Raw genomic sequence first — 22,019 nt, forward strand, 5'->3', positions numbered from 1 at the left:
CTGCAAAAATATATTTTTAAGGCAAACCACCAAGAAAAAAATGAAATATTTATCAATAATCTTAAGAACCTCCGTTTTAACACGCTAAACCTTTGAAATTAAGGGAACTCTACGCTTTATTTTTGGGCGTTACCCTGCGGGTCGGGCTTTTCGCGCTACACGGTAGCTAGCTTCAATCCCTAACGCGGCTTCCAGTTTCTCCTTAAAATTTATTTTTTCTCAGGAATCCACTTAACTTCATCAGCTTGCAAGTCTTTAGACAACTTCCGTGCCAACACAAAAAGGTAGTCAGAAAGGCGGTTTAAGTACTTCAAAGCATTCGCTTCAAAGGGTTCTAATTCGAAGAGTGCCACAGCTAAACGTTCGGCTCTACGGCACACACAGCGGGCAATGTGACAGAATGACACCGTTTGATGGCCACCCGGTAAAACGAAGTGCGTCATTTCAGGAAGTTCGGCGTTCATGGTGTCCATTTCGGTTTCCAATCGCTCAATATCTGCAGCAGAGATCTTTTCAATATTCAAACGTTCTTTACCATTTTTTAATACCGCTTTTTCAGGATCGGTAGCCATAATGGCTCCTATGGTAAATAATTTATTTTGAACCTCAATTAGAACATCCTTGTAATCGTTATTTATTTCCTGATCGCGTAATAAACCCAGATGGGAGTTTAGTTCGTCCAAGGTACCGTAACTTTCGATCCGGATATGATGTTTTGAAACGCGTGTTCCACCAAATAAAGCTGTGGTTCCGGCGTCTCCTGTTTTTGTATATACTTTCATGTTTTGTTATTCTTTTTCAGTCGCAATGTAATGATACTGCAAGGTAACGGTTTTTTGGAATATAATAAAGGCTGTTACCGTCATTGCAAGAATATCGATTTGTCATTCCCGCGGAGGTGGGAATCTCCTTCCTTCCAAAATTATGAACAAAGTGAAGCAAACTTTTTCATGGATTCTTGTCTTCGCAGGAAGGACCATCCGGATGCAAAAACTCTAATGGACCGTCATCGCGAGCGTGGCGAAGCAATCTGTCTCTTAATAATTCTATCCATGAGATTACCACGTCGCTATGCTCCTCGTAATGACAAAAAATCAAACCCGAATCCTAAAATGCTCCTTAACCTGCTCACCCCTAAAAAATACCAAGCCCCAAAAAAACAGATCAATCGTTACCCGCACCTTTTTATGGCGCTTTATGGTTTTCCAGACTGCAGAAAACTCAGGGTCATTATGAATATGATTAAAAATCCAAACGGTGTCATTCGTAGTAGTTTCCAGAAGATAAACCAAGGCCTTTAAATAATCGGCTTTATCCGAACTGTCAAAATAAATAAGGTCAAATGGTTTTCTAACTTCATAATCCGGCCAATCATGTTCTTCCAAGAGTTTTACCTCAGGTTGGGCTAACAAAATGGTTTTGTTAATAGCATCCTTTGTGCTACCAAAAATCACTACAGATTGTGGGTTAAAATACCGGACAATGCGATATAACAAGCGACTTTTTTTTCTGGAAACTTTTCCCTTACGGATTTTATCTAAGGTCTTGTAGTCTGTATATTTCGTTTTATCATAAAAACATTTTGTAACCAGATTATACACAAAAGGGGAGTGCACACCATGCTGATTCGTGGCCTTCAATAGAAATTTTATGTAGTGCCAGCTTTTAAGATTCATTTTTTACTCCTCCAATTTTGCCGATAATTCAAACCAACGGGTTTCTTTAGCTTCAATAGCATCTAAAATATCCTGTAATTCTTGCGAGAGTTCATTGATTTGTTCTTGTGTTAACTCCGGATCATTGAATTTTTCTTCCAAAGCTTTCTTATCAAATGCCAAGGAATTTAATTTACTTTCAATATTCCGAAGTTCTTTTTCTTCATTATAAGATAACTTTGCAGCTTCATTTTCAACCATAGATTCAGGGGTTTTTTCAGTGGTTTCTTTTGATGATTCCTGAGGTAAACTATCTTCGTAAACCCTGTAGTCGGTATAATTCCCCGGGAAATCTTCAACCACGCCTTCACCTTTAAAAACAAAAAGATGGTCTACCACCTTATCCATAAAATAACGGTCGTGCGATACCACAATGATGCACCCTGGAAAATCGAGTAAAAAGCTTTCCAAGACATTCAAAGTTACAATATCCAGATCATTAGTGGGCTCATCCAAAATTAAGAAATTTGGATTTTGTATCAGCACGGTGCACAAATAAAGTCGTTTACGTTCTCCTCCACTCAACTTTTCCACAAAATCGTACTGTTTCTTTCTGCTGAATAAAAAGCGTTCAAGAAGTTGCTGAGCACTGATTTGCCGGCCTTTTTTCAATGGAATATAATCGCCAAATTCTCGAATCACTTCGATAACTTTTTGTCCGGGTTTAATTTTGATTCCGCCCTGCGTGTAGTATCCAAATTTTACAGTTTCGCCAATAACCACCTTTCCGGTGTCAGGTTTTATAGCCTTTGTGAGGATATTCAAAAACGTGGTCTTTCCTGTACCATTTTTACCAATTATACCTACGCGTTCTCCTTTTTTAAAAGTATAATGAAACTGCTCTAAAATGGTTTTATCTCCAAAGCTTTTACCAACATTATGACACTCAATGATCTTACTACCCAAACGTTCCATATTGAGTTCCAACTGGATCTCATGGTCTTTTCTTCGTTGATGCGCCCGGTGTTTGATATCGGCAAAATCATCAATGCGTGATTTCGATTTTGTAGTTCTGGCCTTGGGTTGCCGGCGCATCCATTCCAGTTCTTTTTTAAATAGCTGTTTGGCCTTCCCGGTTTCAACAGCCTCGCGTTCAATGCGGGCATCACGTTGCTCTAAATAATAGGCGTAATTGCCTTTGTAGGTAAACAATTCCCCTGCATCCAATTCGATGATTTCATTACACACACGTTCCAGAAAATACCGGTCGTGCGTCACCATAAAGAGTGTAAATTGTTCTTTAGCAAAGAAATCTTCCAGCCATTCGATCATTTCCAGATCCAAATGGTTGGTAGGCTCATCCAGGATGAGTAGATCCGGTTTGGTAATCAGTGCATGGGCAAGCGCTAAACGTTTTTTTTGTCCGCCCGAAAGTGTACCTACCAATTGCTCAAGATCATCAAGTTTTAGTTTGAAAAGAATTTGCTTGTATAAAGTTTCGAAATCCCAGGCCTGATGACGCTCCATGGCGTCAAAAGCTTTCTGGTACCCTTCTGTATCTTCGGGATTTTGAAGGGCTTTTTCATAATTCTGAATCACTTTCAGGATGGGATTATCGCCTTCAAAAATGGTTTCTTCTACCGTAAGATCTGCATTGAATTTTGGATCTTGCGACAGAAATGCAACTTTAATGCCTTTTCGGTAAATAACATTCCCACTGTCGGGTTGGTCATCACCCGATAAAATATTTAAAATCGAGGTTTTTCCTGTACCATTCTTGGCCACAAAAGCGATCTTTTGATCTTTGTGTACACTAAACGACAGGTTTTCGAACAACACCAGTTCGCCATACGATTTCGTAATATTTTCAACAGTTAAATAATTCACAGGAAATATTTTTGCAAAGATGAGATAAAAAGCCCGAATTAAAGAATTGCGATTATTATTTCAAATAAGGTTTTAGGTTGTAGGCAGTTGTTTTTTCAGGTAACGTGATAAAAATACGTAACGCACAAATAATGCTATTAATAGTGGAATTAGCCCTATAGCAAATACCTGAACGCCAATAAGCCAGTGTAAGGTTAACAGGCAAAGCATGATGATCAAAAACTTAACATAGCCTAAAAACCAGCGTTTTATATTTTCGCGTAATACCACATCGATCATCAGGATATTTAAAGCAAAAGCCCAAAGCAGATTGTAATTTTGTTGCGTAGCCGAATGGTCTGTGGCAAACCAAAGTAACAAGATCCCAATACCTATAATTCCTGTAAAAAGGAATAAAATAAAATCAAGCCATTTTGATCGCTTTCCACGTTTTGAGTCCCGGTAAGTTATATAAATGATCAGCAAACCAATAACTCCAAAAATAAATAACGGACTGGTAAAAAACATATTGGGTTCTTTAACCGGTTTTTCCTGAAAAATAACATGACTCTCAGTAACTAATGGTTGATTTCCGGGTATTGTAGCTGCAGCGAAAAAATTATAAATATTACTTGGTAAGAACATGTGTTGCACAGGGGTGGCCTGAACATCAATGACACTTCCTAAAGCGATATCAATTCCCAGACTACCCCAGGAATTAAGTTTGACCTTATCATGAATGAGTTCTCTGAAAGTTTCCGGTTCAAAATCTTTGGGATCGTGATATTGTACTTGATTTTTAAAGGTTTTATTAACCACATCCTCAATTTTTGTGGCGCAATTATTATAAAAAAAGTCATATAAATATTCGCGGTTCTCAGGTTTGTAGTTTATAACCAGATCGTTGTATAGACTTTGCTTTTCGCTTTGCTTTAAATTTAGAACCTGTTCGCGAACGGTGCGATTGGTGTAGATATAATAGCTTAAAAAAGTATTGTAATTATCTTTTCCTATGGAATAATTTAATTTTCCGCGTGCAAAATTCAAGTAGAAATTAGGTGCGTCAAAATCATAACGTCCAAAATCGTAGGTTATATCTAAAAAATTAGAAGGATCTTTTATTCTGAAAGCATTATGACCAAAAGCATCATTGAGAGAAGCTCCCGGAGCAATAGTTAGAACACTAATTTGTGCCTGATTTGATAATGTTATTTCTTGTGCTGTTCCTACTTGAAGCGTCAATAAAATAAGTAGAAAAAAGAGTGAATTCCTCATAAAAAATTTAATTACCGAAAGATACTAAAATCCAGTTTCAATGAAAACACATTCGAGTATAAAGCTACACTTTGGTCGCCTATATCTGTAAATGCATAATCGATAGCAATACCTTGGTATTGGAAGCCCACACCAAAGCTTGGTTGAAAGGTTAATTGTTCCGAATTGTCAAACTGTAATTCATTCTGAAAGTTACCCAGGCCGGCTCGTAAATGAACCATATTCAAATAGCCAAACTCTAGACCAAGAGCCGGACTAATACTAGCGAAAGATGATGAAATAACGTCATTTGTCTGTTCGAAACGTACATTTAAATTAGTTGCTACGAGCAGCGTATAATCAGCATGAAATTCAATGAGTTTTGAAACCCCTAATTGTAATTTAGGAATGGTAATTTCTGTTTTATCAGGTAATTCTTGATTTTGCCCGGCTACCGCATTACTAATGGTAGCAAACTGGGTTTCATCAATAGCCCAGGCATTGTAGGTTGTTGTTATGTCGCGTGCCATTAGGCCGAATTTCCACTGATTTTTTGTTTCAAATTGGATTCCTAAATCCAAACCAAAACCCCATGAAGAAGCGAAATCTCCAATGATCCTACGAATTATTTTAGCATTTATACCGTAATTCAAACCTTCTACAGGTAATTTTCGGGCATAAGAAAAGGTTACCCCATAGTCGGCGGTAGAAAATAAACTAATGCGATCATAATTTATGTTTCCTTGAGCATCAATAAGTTGCGTGGTATTCAAAATATCATCAACACCAAAACGAATTAGAGAAAGGCCAATGGCACTTTCATCATCTAAAGGCATGGCAAATCCGGCGTAATCGTAATTAGCGATATTTGCGAAATAACTGGAGTGCATTAAAGCGAGCTGATTGTCTTCCAGATTCACTAATCCGGCAGGATTCCAATACCCGGCATTAACGTCGTTTGTGTTTGCAGTAACTGCACTGCTCATACCAAGTGCGCGGGCACCAACACCAATATCCATAAAGGCATTAGAGTATTTTCTGGTGGTTTGACCTGATCCCAGAAGAACACTAATTAAGAAGAATGCCGTGATGTAAGGTTTCAAATGGCTAATTTTTTTACAAATATGCGCATAATTTGTAAGCTTTAAAACTTCAAAAACCTTTAGATATTGCCACAGAGAAAAATTGTTTCTTATTTTTACCATATTAAAAGTATACTTATGAAAAAATATATTCCCAGTGCTTTAACCCTTTTGAATTTACTCAGCGGAAGTATTGCTATTCTTTATGTAATTAACAACAATTATGTGGGTGCCGCGCAATTTGTGTTTCTGGGAATTCTATTTGATTTTTTTGATGGATTTGCAGCTCGAAAATTGGAGGTGCAAAGTGAATTTGGACTCCAGTTAGATTCACTGGCAGATATGGTTACCAGTGGTGTGGTTCCCGGATTGGTGATGTATAAAATGCTATCGCTAACCACAAATAAATCCTTTATGCAGGATATTTTTCCGCAATGGGGATCAAATGTAAAGCTTTCCGGGTTTGAGGTGGAATTTCTTCCTTTAATAGGTTTTGCAATTACACTTGCATCTGCTGTAAGGTTGGCACGATTCAATTTAGATGATGAACAGCAAAGTTATTTTAAAGGCTTACCAACGCCCGCCAATAACCTGCTTATCATGTCGCTTCCTTTAATTTTGGAATTTCAGGAAAATGATAATATCAACGCCATTATTTTAAATAAAGGATTTTTGATAGTGGTTACATTATTAAGTGCTTATTTGCTTAACGCCAACATGAAATTATTCGCCTTGAAATTCAAAACTTATGGTTTTAAGGGTAATGAAGTGCGTTATATCTTTTTAATTCTGAGTATTATTTTTATTATCATACTTCAATTTGCCTCAATTCCCGTTATTATTTTCATGTATCTGGGTTTATCGGCTTTAGATCGAAAAAGAATTCAATAAGATTTTAAAATGGCTTCAGGATTTTTTGCCCTACTTGATGATATTGCCAGTTTGATGGACGATGTTGTGGTAATGAGTAAAATCAGCACTAAAAAAACGGCGGCTATTTTAGGCGATGATCTGGCCGTAAACGCCGAAAAGGCTACAGGATTTGTAGCTTCGAGAGAATTACCGGTACTCTGGGCAATTACCAAGGGATCACTGAGAAATAAACTTATTATTTTACCTATAGCTTTTTTGTTAAGTGCCTTCGCTCATGGTGCTATCAAGGTTGTACTTGTTTTGGGTGGCTTGTATTTGGCTTATGAAGGGGCAGAAAAGATCTACGAATTCTTTTTTCCCCATGAAGAGGAAATGGATACTGAAAACGAACCACTAACTAAGGAAGAGACCTTGATCCGTGAAAAAGAAAAAATCAAGTCGGCCATTATTACAGATTTTATTTTATCGATTGAAATTGTCATTATTGCCTTAGGAACTGTGCTCGAGGAATCCCTGTTATTCCAGATATTGGTGGTTTCGGTGGTCTCCTTACTGGCTACTGTTGGGGTTTATGGCATCGTAGCTTTAATTGTGAGAATGGATGATATCGGTTATAAACTGGTAAAGCTGAGTAATGGTTCAAAAGGATTGTTACACAAGTTTGGTAATTTTTTAATCAGGGCACTTCCCAAGGTTATAAAAGGGTTATCAGTTATTGGAACCATAGCCTTAATCCTTGTAGCCGGAGGTATTTTTTCACATAATATTCCTTTTCTTCATCATATTCTTGAAGACATACCGGGATTCTTGCGAGATGCTTTATTCGGGATAGTAATAGGATCTTTATGTCTGGGAATAGTAAATTTGGTTAAAAAAGTTTTACCGGTTTCGCTTCGAAAGCACTAAGAAGAACTGATTAATCGCGAATTTTCTTTTTGCGTAATTCGAAATTCTGACCCAGATAAACTTTACGAACCATACTATCGTTGGCTAATTCTTCCGGTTCGCCGGCTTTCAAAATACTTCCTTCAAACATCAAATAGGTTCGGTCTGTGATGGCCAAAGTTTCCTGAACGTTGTGATCGGTAATGAGGATGCCAATATTCTTTTTGGTTAGTTGCGCCACAATACGCTGAATATCTTCAACTGCAACGGGGTCAACACCGGCAAAAGGTTCATCTAGTAAAATAAAATTAGGATCGGTTGCCAGGGCGCGCGCAATTTCTGTACGTCTGCGTTCCCCACCGGATAACAGGTCGCCACGATTTTTACGAATGTGTCCCAAACCAAATTCTTCAATAAGAGACTCCATTTTCATGTGTTGCTCTTTTTTACTCAGTTTGGTCATTTGTAGAACGCTCAAAATATTATCTTCTATACTTAATTTTCTAAATACCGATGCTTCCTGTGCCAAATATCCAATCCCATTCTGAGCGCGTTTATACATCGGGTATTTTGTAATATCTGTTTTGTCCAGAAAAATATTTCCGCCGTTAGGCTTAATGAGTCCAACGATCATATAAAACGACGTTGTTTTACCGGCACCATTCGGACCTAAAAGACCCACAATTTCACCTTGTTCTACCTTCAGGGAAACATCTTTTACCACTTTACGTCCGCTGTAGGACTTCATTAAATTTTTGGCTTCTAAAATCATAATACGTTATCTGAACGCTAAAATTAGTAAAATCATATGCGAATCAAGGCTGAAACACATAATTTGTATTTTTTATTTCTGATTTTCCAGGGCATCCCAGAATTCGTAAGCCCGACGCAAATGCGGAATCACAATGGTTCCACCAATTAAAGTTGCGATACTTAAGGCTTCTACCACTTCGGCCTTACTCAATCCCGCTTTGTGACTGGATTCTAAATGATATTTTACGCAATCATCACAACGTAAAACAGTTGAAGCTACTAAACCCAAAAGTTCTTTGGTTTTAACATCCAAAGCTCCGGGAGCATAAGCATTGGTATCTAAATTGAATATGCGCTTGATAACTTTATTATTATCAGCCATAATTTCTGCGTTCATTTTAGAACGGTAGGCGTTAAAGTCGTTTACGATATCTGACATGTTATGCTTGTTTTCTTTTTTGATTTCGAACTACAATTCGAGAAATATAGATACTAATTTGATATAATATTAAAATTGGGATGGCCACAATAACCTGACTGGCAATATCCGGAGGGGTAATAATGGCCGAGATTACCAACACAATTACCAGGGCATACTTCCTGTATTTTTTCAAAATTTGAGGCGTGATCAATCCAACTTTTGTTAAAAAATAAATGATGATAGGAAGTTCAAACACCAAACCTGAAGCAAGCACTGAAGAACGTACAAGCGCAATAAAAGACCCTACATCAATTTGATTTTCTACGAGAGGCGAAATACTATAATTAGCTAAAAAGTTAATGGATAATGGCGTGATAACATAATATCCAAAAAGGATTCCTAAAAAGAATAACAAAGAGGAAACAATAATAAAACCTCTGGAATGTTTGCGTTCCTCTTCATGTAACCCGGGACTAATAAATTTCCAAAGCTGGTAAATAATGTAAGGGAATGAAATAACCACACCACCTAACATAGCAGTCCAAATATCAGCAGAAAACTGCCCGGCCATTGTTCTATTTTGTAAAATAAGAGGCATCTTATCATTACAAAAAGTGGAATCGATGCCCAGTAGCTGCGACATTTCACACAAATAATGATAGGTTGGGAAATTCATATAAATAGGAGCGAAAATAATATCCTGAAAGATGTAGCGACTAAAAATAAAAGCGAGTGTAGCCACAATAACAACTGCAACCACAATGCGTATTAAATGCCAACGTAAATCTTCGAGATGGTCTAAGAACGACATCTCATTCACATTTTTTTTTGCCATTATATGATTCCTTCTTTAATTAAGTCATGTAAATGCACTACACCGGCATATTTGCCATCATTTTCAACCAGTAACTGCGAAATATCATGGGTTTCCATAATTTCGAGAGCGTCGACAGCCATGGCTTGTGTAGCGATTCGTTTTGGGTTAATACTCATTATATCTTTGGCTGAAAGCTTTGAAAAATCGTCTACTTTGGAAAGCATCCGACGTAAATCGCCATCAGTAATAATTCCGATAATTTTATGGTCTTCTACCACCGCAGTTACACCTAACATTTTTTCAGTGATTTCAATAATAACATCTTTAATGGAGGTGGAGGGCGTTACTTTAGGTTTTTCATTTACCGAGGCAATATCTTCAACTCTCAAATAAAGTTTTTTACCAAGGGCGCCACCGGGATGATATTTGGCGAAATCCCGACTTGAAAATCCGCGAATATCCAATAAGCATACGGCTAGTGCATCACCAATTACCAATTGCGCTGTAGTACTTGTTGTAGGTGCCAAATTGTTAGGGCAAGCTTCTTTTTCAACATAAGCATCCAAAATAAAATCGGCCTGTTCACCTAAAAATGATTTTTTATTTCCGGTAATCGCGATGATCTTATTCTTACCACTTTTAATAAGAGGAATTAAAACCTTGATCTCCGGCGTATTGCCACTTTTTGAAATACAAATAACCACATCGTCTTTAAGAATAAGTCCCAGATCACCATGAATGGCATCTGCAGCATGCATAAAAATAGCTGGAGTTCCTGTAGAATTCAGTGTGGCCACAATTTTATTGGCAATAATGGCACTTTTTCCTATTCCGGTGATCACTACACGGCCTTTTGAATTATAGATAAGATTTACTGCGTCGGCAAAATCGGCATCAACGAGATTCGTTAAATTAAAAATAGCCTCACTTTCCGAGGCAATGGTTTGTTTGGCCTTTTCAATAATCGAATTTTTACTATTCAAAATGTACTTTGTTTAAATTTGATGCTTCTAAAGAATTTTATATCTTTAGAGATACTGAAATTAAATTTTTATTGTAATTTGAATTTCGTTACAAAACTAACGAAAAAAAAGATGAGGGATATCTTTAATAGCACTATTTCAAATTTTTGATTTAAATAGTCACCTCTAAACGTAAAAAAGAATTAATCTTGATAGCTAAAAGTGACTTACAAGCTGCCTTGAAGAAACATTTTGGGTTTGATAAATTCAAAGGACTTCAAGAAGCTGTTATAGAAAGTATTTTAAACAAACATCACACCTTTGTTATAATGCCTACCGGCGGAGGTAAATCTTTATGTTACCAATTGCCGGCTCTCATGCAAGATGGCACCGCCATTGTTGTTTCACCTCTTATTGCCCTGATGAAAAATCAGGTAGATGCCATTCGTGGACTTTCGAATGATGACGGTGTGGCTCATGTACTCAATTCATCTTTAAATAAAACCGAAGTTAAGCGGGTTAAACAAGATATTAAAAACGGGATAACCAAATTATTATATGTTGCTCCCGAATCGTTAACTAAGGAAGAAAATGTTGATTTTTTACGATCGGTTAAAATATCATTCATGGCCGTTGATGAAGCACATTGTATCAGTGAATGGGGTCATGATTTTCGTCCGGAATATCGTAATTTGAGGCAGATTATCGGGCGGATTGGCGACAATATTCCTATTATAGGGCTAACTGCTACGGCCACTCCAAAAGTTCAGGAAGACATCATAAAAAATCTGGGAATTACCGGTGCAAATACATTTAAAGCCTCTTTTAACAGACCGAATCTATTTTATGAAGTGCGCCCTAAAACCAAAAACGTAGATGCTGATATTATTCGGTTCATCAAACAAAATGAAGGTAAATCTGGAATTGTTTATTGTTTGAGTCGTAAACGCGTGGAAGAATTGGCTCAGGTACTTCAGGTAAATGGTATTAAAGCTGTACCATATCATGCTGGACTTGATGCGAAATCACGTTCAAGTTATCAGGATATGTTCCTGATGGAAGAAGTTGATGTTGTGGTTGCTACGATCGCTTTTGGTATGGGTATCGATAAACCTGATGTTCGCTTTGTAATTCATCATGATATTCCAAAAAGTATTGAAAGTTACTATCAGGAAACTGGTCGCGCAGGTCGCGATGGTGGTGAAGGTCATTGTCTGGCGTTCTATTCTTATAAAGACATTGAAAAACTGGAGAAATTTATGTCGGGAAAACCTGTAGCCGAGCAGGAAATTGGACATGCTTTGTTACAGGAAGTGGTTGCTTTTGCAGAAACTTCCGTATCGCGTAGAAAATTTATCCTGCATTATTTTGGTGAAGATTTTGATAATGAAACCGGTGAAGGTGGCGATATGGATGACAATGTTCGGAATCCTAAAAAGAAACATGAGGCTAAAGATGATGTGGTGATCCTTTTGGATACCATTGCAAAAACCAATCAAAAATATAAAGCTAAAGACCTTGTTAATGTGATTTTTGGGAAGGAAAACGCCCTAATCAATTCGCATAAAACAAATGAACAACCCTTTTTTGGTCGTGGTAAAGACAAAGAGAAGGGGTATTGGATGGCTTTATTACGACAAGCCTTAGTTGCGGGTCTTCTTAAAAAAGATATTGAAACTTACGGCGTGATAAAATTGCGATCGGCAGGAAAAGCCTTTTTGAAAAGTCCAAGTTCCTTTATGATGACCGAAGATCATGTTTATGATTCGGAAAATGACGATGCCATTGTTACTGCAGCTAAAGGTAGTGGTGCGGTGGCCGATGAGGTTCTTATGGGTATGCTGAAAGATCTTCGAAAGAAAAATGCCAAGAAATTAGGTGTTCCTCCATTTGTTATTTTTCAGGATCCTTCCTTGGAGGATATGGCTTTGAAATATCCAACCACTATTTCTGAATTGGCCAATGTTCACGGTGTTGGTGATGGAAAAGCAAAAAAATACGGTAAAGATTTTGTGGCCTTGATCGCCAAATATGTTGAAGACAACGATATTGTTCGCCCGGATGATTTGGTTGTGAAATCCACGGGAAGTAATTCTGCAAATAAATTATACATCATTCAAAATATCGACCGTAAATTACCTTTGGATGACATCGCTTCTTCAAAAGGAATGAGCATGGAAGAATTCATCAAGGAAATGGAAGCCATCGTTTATTCAGGTACTAAATTGAATATTGATTATTGGATCGATGAGATCCTTGATGAAGACCAGCAAGAAGAAATTCATGATTATTTTATGGAATCGAATTCAGATAGTATAGATCTGGCTATTGATGAGTTTGATGGTGATTATGATGATGAAGAACTTCGTTTGTACCGCATAAAATTTATAAGTGAAGTGGCTAATTAGTATAGACTCTTCAAGTAAATCTGGTCTTAATTTTCAATAATTATCTTTTTTAAGAAATCCTTAGTAAAGTAAAACAACAGACTTCGAACTTTGTTTTCTATATTTGCAGGGCTTAAAAAATAGAACAATGAAAGACGGTTTATACGCAAAATTTAATACTTCAAAAGGAGAAATCCTTGTAAATTTAGAATTCCAAAAAACACCCGGAACAGTTGGTAATTTTGTGGCTTTAGCTGAAGGAAATTTAGAAAATTCAGCAAAACCTCAGGGAAAACCTTATTACGATGGGTTAAAATTTCATCGTGTGATTCCTGATTTTATGATTCAGGGCGGATGTCCACAAGGTACCGGATCCGGAAATCCGGGGTATCAATTTGATGATGAATTTCATCCCGATCTGAAACATACTGGTCCCGGAGTTCTTTCCATGGCTAATGCCGGACCCGGAACGAACGGAAGTCAATTTTTTATCACACATGTGGAAACACCGTGGTTAGATAACAAACATACCGTTTTTGGAAATGTGGTTGAAGGACAAGACGTTGTTGATGCTATTGAGCAGGGTGATATTATTGAAACTTTAGAAATCCTCAGAGAAGGCCAGGATGCTGAAAACTTTAACGCGGTTGAAGCCTTCAGAAACTTCGAAGGTGCGCGTGAAAAGCGCATTGAAGAGGCTAAAAAAGCAGCGGAAAAGGAGTTGGATAAATTAGCTCAAGGCTTCGATACTACCGATAGCGGATTACGCTATAAAATTATTCAAAAAGGAAGTGGCAAGAAAGCGGAAAAAGGAAAAACAGTATCTGTACATTATAAAGGCCAGTTGGCAGATGGTACGGTGTTCGATTCATCTTACAAACGCAAGGAACCTATTGATTTCCCTCTAGGAATGGGTCAGGTGATCCTGGGTTGGGATGAAGGTATCAGTTTACTTTCAGTAGGTGATAAAGCCCGTTTGGTTATTCCTAGTCATTTGGCGTATGGTAGTCGAGGTGCTGGAGGCGTTATTCCACCTGATGCTAATCTGGTTTTCGATGTAGAATTGATGGATGTAAAATAATTCATTTTTTAAAAAAAATATACGAACTGAAGAACACCTCCATTGGAGGTGTTTTTTTATATTTGATTATGGAAGCAGTGGACTTACAAAAATTGAAATATCCTATCGGACAATTTGATTGTCCTGATCCGATTAACACCAATCATATTAAGGATTGGATCCAGGTTTTAGAGGAATTACCGGCTCGTTTGAAGAACTTGGTAAGCCCCTTAAATGAAGAACAACTAAATACGCCTTACAGATCCGGAGGATGGACCATCAGGCAGGTTGTGCATCATTTAGCCGATAGCCATCATCACAGCTACATACGCTTTAAATGGGCATTAACAGAGCCCACACCTGTTATTAAAGCGTATAACGAAGCCGATTGGTGTGAATTATTTGACTCAAAAACGGCACCAATTGATCTTTCTTTGAGTCATTTAAGCGCAGTTCATGCAAAGCTGGTCTACCTTTTGAAAGGGCTTACCTTTGAAGATTTAAATGCCGATTTCATTCATCCCGAAACCAACAAGACCTTCAATTTGAAACAATTGACTGGTATGTATGCCTGGCACAGCGAACATCATTGTGCACATATTGAAAATCTTTTAAACCGAAATAATTGGTGATTTTTTATGATCAGACCTTTCAAAATCAATGATATTCCTGAGTTGTTGGAGATGTATAACTACTTTGTTTTAAACTCCACAGCCACTTTTGATATTGAACCTTTATCGCTTGATGCATTTACTGAAAAAGTAACCCGTATCGATAAAGAGTATCCGTTTCTTGTTTTTGAGGAGAACAATGAAATTTTGGGCTATGCCTATGGAAGTAAATTTCGGCCCAAACCGGCGTATAACACAACTGTTGAATCTACTGTTTATGTGAAACAAAATACGCATCGCAAAAAAATAGGAAGTTTACTGTACGAAGCATTATTAAAGCAATTAAAAGACGCTAAGTTCCATGTTGTTCTTGGTGTTTTAACCTTACCGAATGATGCCAGTGTCAGGTTGCATGAAAAGTTCGGGTTTAAGCAGGTAGGATACTTGAAGCAGGTTGGGTATAAATTTGATACCTGGCTTGATGTAGGTTTTTACCAATTAGACCTGTACTAGGATTTCCATTTAATATTACAACCAATACTTGGCTTTTGTAAAGCTTTGTTCTCCTCGCCGTTCAATACACAATCCAGGGCATGTTTTAGATCGTTTCCGGAAACCGGAATGCCATTACCTGGCCGCGAGTCATCCAATTGGCCGCGATACACTAATTTATCTTCCGCATCAAAAACATAGATGTCCGGCGTACAAGCCGCGTCATAGGCTTTGGCAATTTCTTGTGTTTCATCGTATAAATAAGGAAATGGATAGCCAACAGTTTCGGCGTGTTCTTTCATTTTATCAGGTCCGTCCTGAGGATAATTTTCCACATCATTACTCGAAATAGCCACAAAACTAATACCTTTATCGCGATAGGATTTTGCTATTGAAACCAAAGCCTCATTTACATGGAGTACAAAAGGGCAGTGGTTACAAATAAACATTACCACGGTGCCTTTTGGGCCTTTAATGGCTTCGAAGGATATTGTTTTTTGAGAGATTGTATCAGGTAAATGGAATGTTGGTGCTTTGGTTCCCAAAGGAAGCATATTCGATGGAGTATTCGCCATAATAAAAAGTTTATTCAAATTTCGGCATAATTTGTATTTTTAAAAAATGAATCCAACCTTATCTTTCGACGATTTTTCTAAAGTTGACCTTCGCGTAGGTACTATTATTGAAGTTAATGATTTCCCTGAAGCACGTAGACCTGCCTATCAACTCACCATCGATTTTGGGTCTTTAGGAGTGAAAAAATCTTCAGCCCAGATTACCGACCTTTACACGAAAGAGGATCTGCTGAATCGCCAAATTGTTGCCGTTGTGAATTTTGAAAAGAAGCAAATAGCCAACTTTATGAGCGAATGCCTGGTTTTAGGCGCCGTTAATAACAAAAAGGTAATCCTACTTCATCCTGAAAACAAAGTAAAAAACGGCAGTGTCGTTTCCTAAGCCGATGATGGACCTTGATGCCGTAAAGATAAATTTTGATGCCGGTGCGCTTTTGGGCTTAAATATTGCTCTGGCCATTGTTATGTTTGGTGTGGCTTTGAATATTACCTTAAATGATTTTAAAATTTTGATGAGACAACCCAAATTAGTTCTGGTGGGTTTATTATCTCAATTTGTATTACTTCCATTTTTCACCTTTTTACTGGTAAGTTTGGTGAATCCTCAACCTAGTATTGCCTTAGGAATGATCATGGTTGCCGCATGTCCGGGCGGTAATATTTCTAATTTTATGACGCATTTAGCCAAGGGGAACACAGCTTTATCCGTAAGTTTAACTGCTTTTGCAACAGCATTGGCAGTGATCATGACGCCTTTTAATTTTGAGCTTTACGGACAATTATATAAACCAACAGCGATAATTTTAAAATCTGTAGAATTAAATCCCTGGGAATTATTAAAAGTGGTGTCGCTTATTCTTGGCATCCCTTTGATATTAGGCATGTTTATCCGATTTAAGAAACCGGTATTCGCCGTAAAATGTTCTAAGTTTTTAAAACCAATTTCAATACTTATTTTTATTGCTATCGTTGTGATCGCTTTTATGAATAATTTAGATGTTTTTTACAATTATGTTCAGCATGTATTGGTTTTAGGTATTAGTCATAATATTTTGGCCATTGTGCTTGGATTGGCTGTTGCCTATTTGTTCAAATTAAATTTAAAAGACAGGAAAACAATCGCTATAGAAACCGGTATTCAAAATTCTGGTCTTGGTCTTTTGTTGATATTTACATTCTTTCAAGGTCTGGGCGGGATGGCTATTCTAGTTGCTTTTTGGGGAATATGGCATATTATTTCAGGTTTAACTCTAGCAACCTACTGGTCTAAAAAAACATAATATTTGAAAACATTGTGGTTACATAGCGTTCGGTTATATTTGAAGCTGGCTTTATTTTTCTATTATAAGAAGATTGAAGTTGTAAAAAAGGGAGATATTCCAGCTAATGAACCACTGATGTTTTTAGGAAATCATCAAAATGCCTTGTTAGACGCCCTGTTAATTGCGGTTAGTACAAAGCGGTTTTGTTATTTTTTAACGCGAGCCAGTGTATTTCAGAATAAGATAGCTACCAGAGCGTTGAAAAGTTTGCAATTGATCCCAATATACCGAATCAGGGACGGTTGGTCTAATTTATCAAACAATGCGGCTATATTCGAAAATTGTACTGAGTTGTTGCATAACAATGAAGCCATTGCCCTTTTTCCTGAAGGGAATCATAATTTAAACCGCACCGTTAGACCTTTAAGTAAAGGGTTTACCCGAATTATATTCGAGACCTTAGAGCGTTACCCGGAGACCGATATAAAAATGATTCCAGTGGGTGTTAATTATCAAAAGGCTACAGCTTTTGGTGATTCCGCTGCCATATTTTTTGGAGCATCGTTTGAAGCTAAATCTATTATTTCAGAGGATAAAAATAAATCGGTGTTAGATCTTAAAGTCAAGGTACATGAGGAACTTATAAATTTAACTACGCATATTCCGCCCGATTCTTATGACACGACCTTGAAAATATTAGAGAAGCACAGAATTTCTTATTTAAACCCCAAACATGTGAATGACGTGATTTCTACTAACAGAATCACATCCGAAATAAAAACAGTTAAGAAATCATTTTTCATTAAGCACGTTTTTAAATGGCTTTTAGCTATGTTACTTTTTGGGCCTTATCTGGTTTGGCATTTGTTGGTAAAACCAAAGGTGGCTTCACCCGAGTTCATTGGAACCTTCCGCTTTGCCATAGGCATTAGTTTAGTGCCTGTTTGGATAATTTTTGGAATTATTTTGTTAACGGTTTATTTTAATCTAGCCGTTGGTTTATTATTTTTTCTTGTGATTCTCACTCTGGATCTGCTTACTGTTAAAATATAAAAAACCGCTACATGAAATGTAACGGTTTAAGTTATTTTAGAGCCTTCAGTTATATATCTTCAAAATCTATATCAGTAAAGCTTTCAGCCGATTTATTAACATCAGCTTCAGCGACCTCAGGAGCATCCTCCGTTTCTTTTTTGAAATTCTTTTGATGACGTTCACTAATCACTTCCTGACCTTTTTCATTGATGATGAAATCAGTCATTTCAGCAAGAATTTCTTTAAATTCAGCAAAATCCTCTTTGTAAATGTAAATTTTGTGTTTTTTGTAGTGAAATGAACCATCATCATTTGTAAACTTTTTACTTTCTGTAATGGTCAAATAATAATCATCCGCTTTGGTCGCTCTTACATCAAAAAAATAGGTCCGTCTTCCGGCTCTTAATACCTTAGAAAATATCTCCTCTTTCTCCATCATATCAATATGTCATTAATTATGCGTTAGTGTTTTATGTGTTGTACCAAAAATCTAAAAAAAAGTGAAATTAACCAACATTTTATTAATTTTCTTTTTCTTTTGAACTTGATTATTGAGATTTATTAAAAGAATAGCGCATTGAGATTATGGCGATCTACTCCGTTTTACTGAGTTGCTTTAAATACAAATCTTTATAATGACCTTCAGCGTTTACTAGGGAGTCATGCGTTCCTTCCTGAATAATCTTACCATCCTCAAGAACAATGATTTTATCAGCATTTTTAGCAGATGAAACACGATGGCTCACGATAATTGCAGTTTTTCCAATAAGGATTTTTTTAAGGTTATTTAGGATCTTTTCCTCAGTTTCTGTATCCACAGCAGATAAACAATCATCAAAAAGAAGAATTTTTGGCGATTTTATAATGGCTCGGGCAATAGAGACACGCTGTTTTTGTCCGCCGGAAAGGGTTATACCACGCTCACCAAGAATCGTATCGTAGCCTTTACTGAATTTAACTATATTTTTATGAACATGAGCATTTTTTGCAGCTTCAACAACTTCGTCATCGGTAGCATCAGATTTCCCGAATTTAATATTATTCTTGATGGTATCAGAGAACAGAAAGGCATCCTGAGGAACATAGCCAATATGACTTCTTAAGGTATTCAGGTTATGGTTTTCAATAGGCGTTCCGTTAATTGTGATTTCGCCTTGATCGATATCATACAAACGTCCGATCAAGTCTAGAATTGTAGATTTACCTGAACCTGTTTTTCCTAAAATAGCAAGGGTTTGTCCTTCCTTTAAGGTGAAACTTACATCATGTAAAGCCTGGATATTAGTATCGTCATAGGTAAACGAAACATTTTTAAAAACGATGTCGCCATGAATGTCTGTCGGTTCGGTAACAGTATTTTGAATTTCGGGCTCAATTTTTAAAAATTCATTGATTCGCTTCTGAGAGGCTTCAGCTTGTTGCACAATAGAGGTTACCCAACCAACGGTAGCTACCGGCCAGGTAAGCATATTCACATAAATAATAAATTCAGCAATGGTACCTAAACTGGTTATCGTACCATTAATGTATTGCATCCCGCCCACGTAAATAACCAAAAGGTTACTCGTTCCTATAAGCAACACCATCATGGGGAAGAACCAGGCTTGAACACGCGCTAAACTTACTTGTTTATGCTTTCCGTCTGCGGCAAGCTCTGTAAAATCATGAGCTGTTTTATTTTCAATGCCATATGCTTTTATTACTGAAATACCACTAAATGATTCTTGCGTAAAACCCGAAATGGTCGATAAAAATTGTTGTACAATAGTACTTCTACGATGGATCTCTCTACTTAGCTTATAAATGATTACCGATAGGATAGGTAAGGGGATAATAATGTACGTTGCAAGCTTAGGTGCATCTTTGAACATGTAAATAAGCGCGATTACAAAAAGTGTAATCGTATTAATGCTATACATAATGGCCGGACCAAAGTACATGCGAACTCTACTAACATCTTCACTGATGCGGTTCATCAGGTCTCCGGTTCGATTCTTTTTATAAAAATTAAGTGATAGCTTTTGATACTGCTGATAAACCTCATTTTTAAGATCATATTCCACATAACGCGAAACGATAATAATGGTTTGCCGCATAAAAAATGTTAGAATGGCTCCAACGAGTGCGGCTCCAATAATAACCAAAATGTCATGTAATAATTCGGTTCTAAATACCGCTTTGGTAATTTCACCATTCATATACCTTTCAATTGTCGAAAATATAGCCTTAACATAGCGCGGGGTAAACAGTAAAAATATACGCGCAACTATGGTAATAATTATACCGGCAATAAGATGGGTTTTGTATTTATAAAGGTACTTATTTAAGTGTTTTAGTTCTTTCATTCACCATATCCAAATAGGGTAGCAAAGATACATATTAAAACCAACTTTTAAGAAGTCTTTGAATTTTAGAATGTTAAATATACTTTAAAATATAACTGACAATTCCATTTAAAAAAGCATGTTATTTTTAAAATAATAGTATTTTTGCCCCGGAAAATATTAGCATCAAAACTATAAAAAACCGTTCTTACTCATTATGCTGAACAGAAGACATATTCGCATTAAAGTTATGCAAACGCTTTACGCTTTTAAAGGAGGCGAAAGTGATGATTTCTCCAAAGACCAAAAATTTTTACTGTTTAGCATTGAGAATATGTACAAACTGTACCTGATGCTTATCTTATTATTGCTCGAGATTCAAAAACGTGCAGATTCCGATCTACAAAAGAAACTGAAAAAATTCCTGGCTACTTCAGAGGATAAAAACCCTAACCGAAAATTCGTAAATAATCAGGTCTTTGAATATCTAGCTGAAAATACACAATTAAAAAATCAGTTCGAAACACATAAGATCAATAACTGGGAATTGGATAACGAATATGTTGATATCCTTTTTAAAGCTATTGTATCGAGTGATTTGTATGCTGAATATATGCAAACCAGAACCTCAGATTTTAAGGAAGATAAAACCTTCATTATAGATATTTATAAAGAAATTATCGCGCCAAATGACAAGTTGTATGATTATCTGGAAGATAAAAATTTGACGTGGTTGGACGATCTCCCTATAGTGAATACAAACATTTTGAAGCAATTGCGTAAATTAAAATCATCCAGTGGAGACGCCTTGTTCGTTCCGAAGTTATACAAAGACATCGATGATAAACAGTTTGCCATCGACCTTTTCAAGAAAACACTTTTAAATCGTTCTAATCTAAATAAAATAATAGAAGAGAAAACGCAAAATTGGGAAGCCGATCGTATTGCTACAGTTGACAATATACTTTTGCAAATGGCTATTTGTGAATTGAAAAATTTCCCGACCATTCCGGTAAAAGTAACCATTAATGAATATCTTGAAATCGCGAAGGAATATTCAACCCCAAAAAGCAGTATCTTTATTAATGGTATTTTAGACAAACTTGTAAAAGAATACACCGAAAACGACGCTTTAAATAAAATCGGACGCGGATTACTCTAATATTATGTTAAGGGTTTAACAAAAATTTTTAATCCTTTAAATAATTATTACTTTTACCTAGTTAATTATAAACCACATTCTAACATGAAAAAAATACTTGTAGTATTAAGTGCAATTTGCCTGGTGTCATTTACATCATGCAAGCAAAATGCAGCTAAAAAAATAGATGCTGCTAACTTAAGCGCTGCAGCAGAGCGTGATGCAGTTGCTTCAAAATTTCCTGTAATGCAATTTGACCAAACCGAATACGATTTTGGTGAAATTGAAAAAGGAAAACCTGTTGAAACAACATTTTCATACAAAAACACTGGTGATGCACCTTTGGTAATTACTGATATCAAAACATCTTGCGGATGTACTGTACCTCAAAATTGGAGTAGAGATCCTTTAGCACCTGGTGAATCAGGGCAGTTTACTGTACGTTACAATGCAAGTGGTATGAATAAAATTACTAAAACTATCACAGTAACAGCAAATACAGAAAAAGGTAAGGAAGTCGTGAAAATCACTGCTTTTGTGAAACCTGAAGATACTAACAGCTAA

23 protein-coding genes are annotated in these 22,019 nt (G+C 36.6%); 11 read left to right on the forward strand and 12 right to left on the reverse strand.

The window, feature by feature from the left end; genetic code table 11:
• Window positions 1–209: 209 nt before the first annotated feature.
• From ABD682_RS10055 to ABD682_RS10075, 5 genes are all read right to left on the reverse strand, one after another.
• Window positions 210–782, reverse strand: coding sequence for a cob(I)yrinic acid a,c-diamide adenosyltransferase (locus ABD682_RS10055; RefSeq protein WP_344741169.1), 573 nt, complete (start codon window positions 780–782; stop codon window positions 210–212).
• A 312-nt stretch (window positions 783–1,094) separates the two neighbouring features.
• Entirely contained in the window at window positions 1,095–1,676 is a 582-nt protein-coding gene (locus ABD682_RS10060) for a hypothetical protein (RefSeq protein ID WP_344741170.1), read from the reverse strand.
• 3 nt (window positions 1,677–1,679) lie between these two features.
• Entirely contained in the window at window positions 1,680–3,542 is a 1,863-nt protein-coding gene (locus ABD682_RS10065) for an ABC-F family ATP-binding cassette domain-containing protein (protein WP_344741171.1), read from the reverse strand.
• 72 nt (window positions 3,543–3,614) lie between these two features.
• Entirely contained in the window at window positions 3,615–4,796 is a 1,182-nt protein-coding gene (locus tag ABD682_RS10070; protein ID WP_344741172.1) for a lipoprotein N-acyltransferase Lnb domain-containing protein, read from the reverse strand.
• Window positions 4,797–4,807: 11 nt separating this feature from the next.
• Entirely contained in the window at window positions 4,808–5,878 is a 1,071-nt protein-coding gene (locus ABD682_RS10075) for a putative type IX sorting system protein PorV2 (RefSeq protein WP_455429221.1), read from the reverse strand.
• A 117-nt stretch (window positions 5,879–5,995) separates the two neighbouring features.
• Between ABD682_RS10075 and ABD682_RS10080 the strand changes: the two genes are divergently transcribed.
• The gene (locus ABD682_RS10080) at window positions 5,996–6,748 is read left to right on the forward strand and encodes a CDP-alcohol phosphatidyltransferase family protein (RefSeq protein WP_344741173.1); all 753 of its coding nucleotides are present in this window, start codon (window positions 5,996–5,998) and stop codon (window positions 6,746–6,748) included.
• Between the two features lie 9 nt (window positions 6,749–6,757).
• The gene (locus ABD682_RS10085) at window positions 6,758–7,636 is read left to right on the forward strand and encodes a DUF808 domain-containing protein (protein WP_344741174.1); all 879 of its coding nucleotides are present in this window, start codon (window positions 6,758–6,760) and stop codon (window positions 7,634–7,636) included.
• 10 nt (window positions 7,637–7,646) lie between these two features.
• On the opposite strand, the gene lptB is transcribed toward ABD682_RS10085, so the two are convergent.
• The 4 genes from lptB to ABD682_RS10105 all read right to left on the reverse strand — a co-directional run bounded on the left by lptB (window position 7,647) and on the right by ABD682_RS10105 (window position 10,589).
• Entirely contained in the window at window positions 7,647–8,387 is a 741-nt protein-coding gene (gene lptB / locus ABD682_RS10090) for an LPS export ABC transporter ATP-binding protein (RefSeq protein WP_344741175.1), read from the reverse strand.
• 72 nt (window positions 8,388–8,459) lie between these two features.
• On the reverse strand, window positions 8,460–8,807 hold the full coding sequence (locus ABD682_RS10095) for a carboxymuconolactone decarboxylase family protein (protein WP_344741177.1): 348 nt from the start codon (window positions 8,805–8,807) through the stop codon (window positions 8,460–8,462).
• A gap of 1 nt (window position 8,808) precedes the next feature.
• Entirely contained in the window at window positions 8,809–9,624 is an 816-nt protein-coding gene (gene tatC, locus ABD682_RS10100) for a twin-arginine translocase subunit TatC (RefSeq protein WP_344741178.1), read from the reverse strand.
• Window positions 9,624–10,589 carry a KpsF/GutQ family sugar-phosphate isomerase gene (locus tag ABD682_RS10105; protein WP_344741179.1) on the reverse strand — a complete coding sequence of 322 codons (966 nt, stop codon included), beginning with the start codon at window positions 10,587–10,589 and terminating at the stop codon, window positions 9,624–9,626. The genes tatC and ABD682_RS10105 overlap by 1 nt, the downstream gene beginning before the upstream one ends.
• 185 nt (window positions 10,590–10,774) lie before the next feature.
• Here ABD682_RS10105 and ABD682_RS10110 point away from each other — a divergent pair, with 185 nt between their 5' ends.
• From ABD682_RS10110 to ABD682_RS10125, 4 genes are all read left to right on the forward strand, one after another.
• Window positions 10,775–12,976: a RecQ family ATP-dependent DNA helicase gene (locus ABD682_RS10110; protein ID WP_344741622.1), complete on the forward strand. Its 2,202-nt coding sequence runs from the start codon at window positions 10,775–10,777 to the stop codon at window positions 12,974–12,976.
• 127 nt (window positions 12,977–13,103) lie between these two features.
• Window positions 13,104–14,036, forward strand: coding sequence for a peptidylprolyl isomerase (locus tag ABD682_RS10115; RefSeq protein ID WP_344741180.1), 933 nt, complete (start codon window positions 13,104–13,106; stop codon window positions 14,034–14,036).
• Between the two features lie 68 nt (window positions 14,037–14,104).
• Entirely contained in the window at window positions 14,105–14,647 is a 543-nt protein-coding gene (locus ABD682_RS10120; protein WP_344741181.1) for a YfiT family bacillithiol transferase, read from the forward strand.
• A 6-nt stretch (window positions 14,648–14,653) separates the two neighbouring features.
• Window positions 14,654–15,139, forward strand: a complete 486-nt coding sequence (locus ABD682_RS10125) for a GNAT family N-acetyltransferase (protein WP_344741183.1) — start codon at window positions 14,654–14,656, stop codon at window positions 15,137–15,139.
• Here the strand turns inward: ABD682_RS10125 and ABD682_RS10130 are convergent.
• Window positions 15,136–15,693 (reverse strand): thioredoxin family protein, encoded by a 558-nt coding sequence (locus ABD682_RS10130; RefSeq protein WP_344741184.1) that lies wholly within the window; start codon window positions 15,691–15,693, stop codon window positions 15,136–15,138. The two genes, ABD682_RS10125 and ABD682_RS10130, sit on opposite strands and share 4 nt — an antisense overlap.
• 46 nt (window positions 15,694–15,739) lie before the next feature.
• Between ABD682_RS10130 and ABD682_RS10135 the strand changes: the two genes are divergently transcribed.
• From ABD682_RS10135 to ABD682_RS10145, 3 genes are read left to right on the forward strand one after another with little or no spacing between them, the layout of a single operon-like run.
• Entirely contained in the window at window positions 15,740–16,075 is a 336-nt protein-coding gene (locus tag ABD682_RS10135; RefSeq protein WP_344741185.1) for a tRNA-binding protein, read from the forward strand.
• A 4-nt stretch (window positions 16,076–16,079) separates the two neighbouring features.
• On the forward strand, window positions 16,080–16,973 hold the full coding sequence (locus tag ABD682_RS10140) for a bile acid:sodium symporter family protein (protein ID WP_344741623.1): 894 nt from the start codon (window positions 16,080–16,082) through the stop codon (window positions 16,971–16,973).
• A 3-nt stretch (window positions 16,974–16,976) separates the two neighbouring features.
• A complete protein-coding gene (locus tag ABD682_RS10145; RefSeq protein ID WP_344741186.1) occupies window positions 16,977–18,008 on the forward strand; it encodes a 1-acyl-sn-glycerol-3-phosphate acyltransferase in 1,032 nt (343 codons plus the stop codon).
• 49 nt (window positions 18,009–18,057) lie between these two features.
• On the opposite strand, the gene ABD682_RS10150 is transcribed toward ABD682_RS10145, so the two are convergent.
• Both ABD682_RS10150 and ABD682_RS10155 read right to left on the reverse strand, forming a co-directional pair.
• Complete coding sequence (locus tag ABD682_RS10150) at window positions 18,058–18,429, reverse strand: PUR family DNA/RNA-binding protein (protein ID WP_344741187.1); 372 nt, start codon at window positions 18,427–18,429, stop codon at window positions 18,058–18,060.
• A gap of 154 nt (window positions 18,430–18,583) precedes the next feature.
• Complete coding sequence (locus tag ABD682_RS10155; protein ID WP_344741188.1) at window positions 18,584–20,335, reverse strand: ABC transporter ATP-binding protein; 1,752 nt, start codon at window positions 20,333–20,335, stop codon at window positions 18,584–18,586.
• A 196-nt stretch (window positions 20,336–20,531) separates the two neighbouring features.
• Between ABD682_RS10155 and nusB the strand changes: the two genes are divergently transcribed.
• Both nusB and ABD682_RS10165 read left to right on the forward strand, forming a co-directional pair.
• On the forward strand, window positions 20,532–21,476 hold the full coding sequence (gene nusB, locus ABD682_RS10160) for a transcription antitermination factor NusB (RefSeq protein WP_344741189.1): 945 nt from the start codon (window positions 20,532–20,534) through the stop codon (window positions 21,474–21,476).
• An 84-nt stretch (window positions 21,477–21,560) separates the two neighbouring features.
• Entirely contained in the window at window positions 21,561–22,019 is a 459-nt protein-coding gene (locus ABD682_RS10165) for a DUF1573 domain-containing protein (protein ID WP_344741190.1), read from the forward strand.

Origin of the sequence: Gaetbulibacter aestuarii (assembly GCF_039537665.1) — a bacterium.
Lineage (GTDB): Bacteria > Bacteroidota > Bacteroidia > Flavobacteriales > Flavobacteriaceae > Gaetbulibacter_A > Gaetbulibacter_A aestuarii.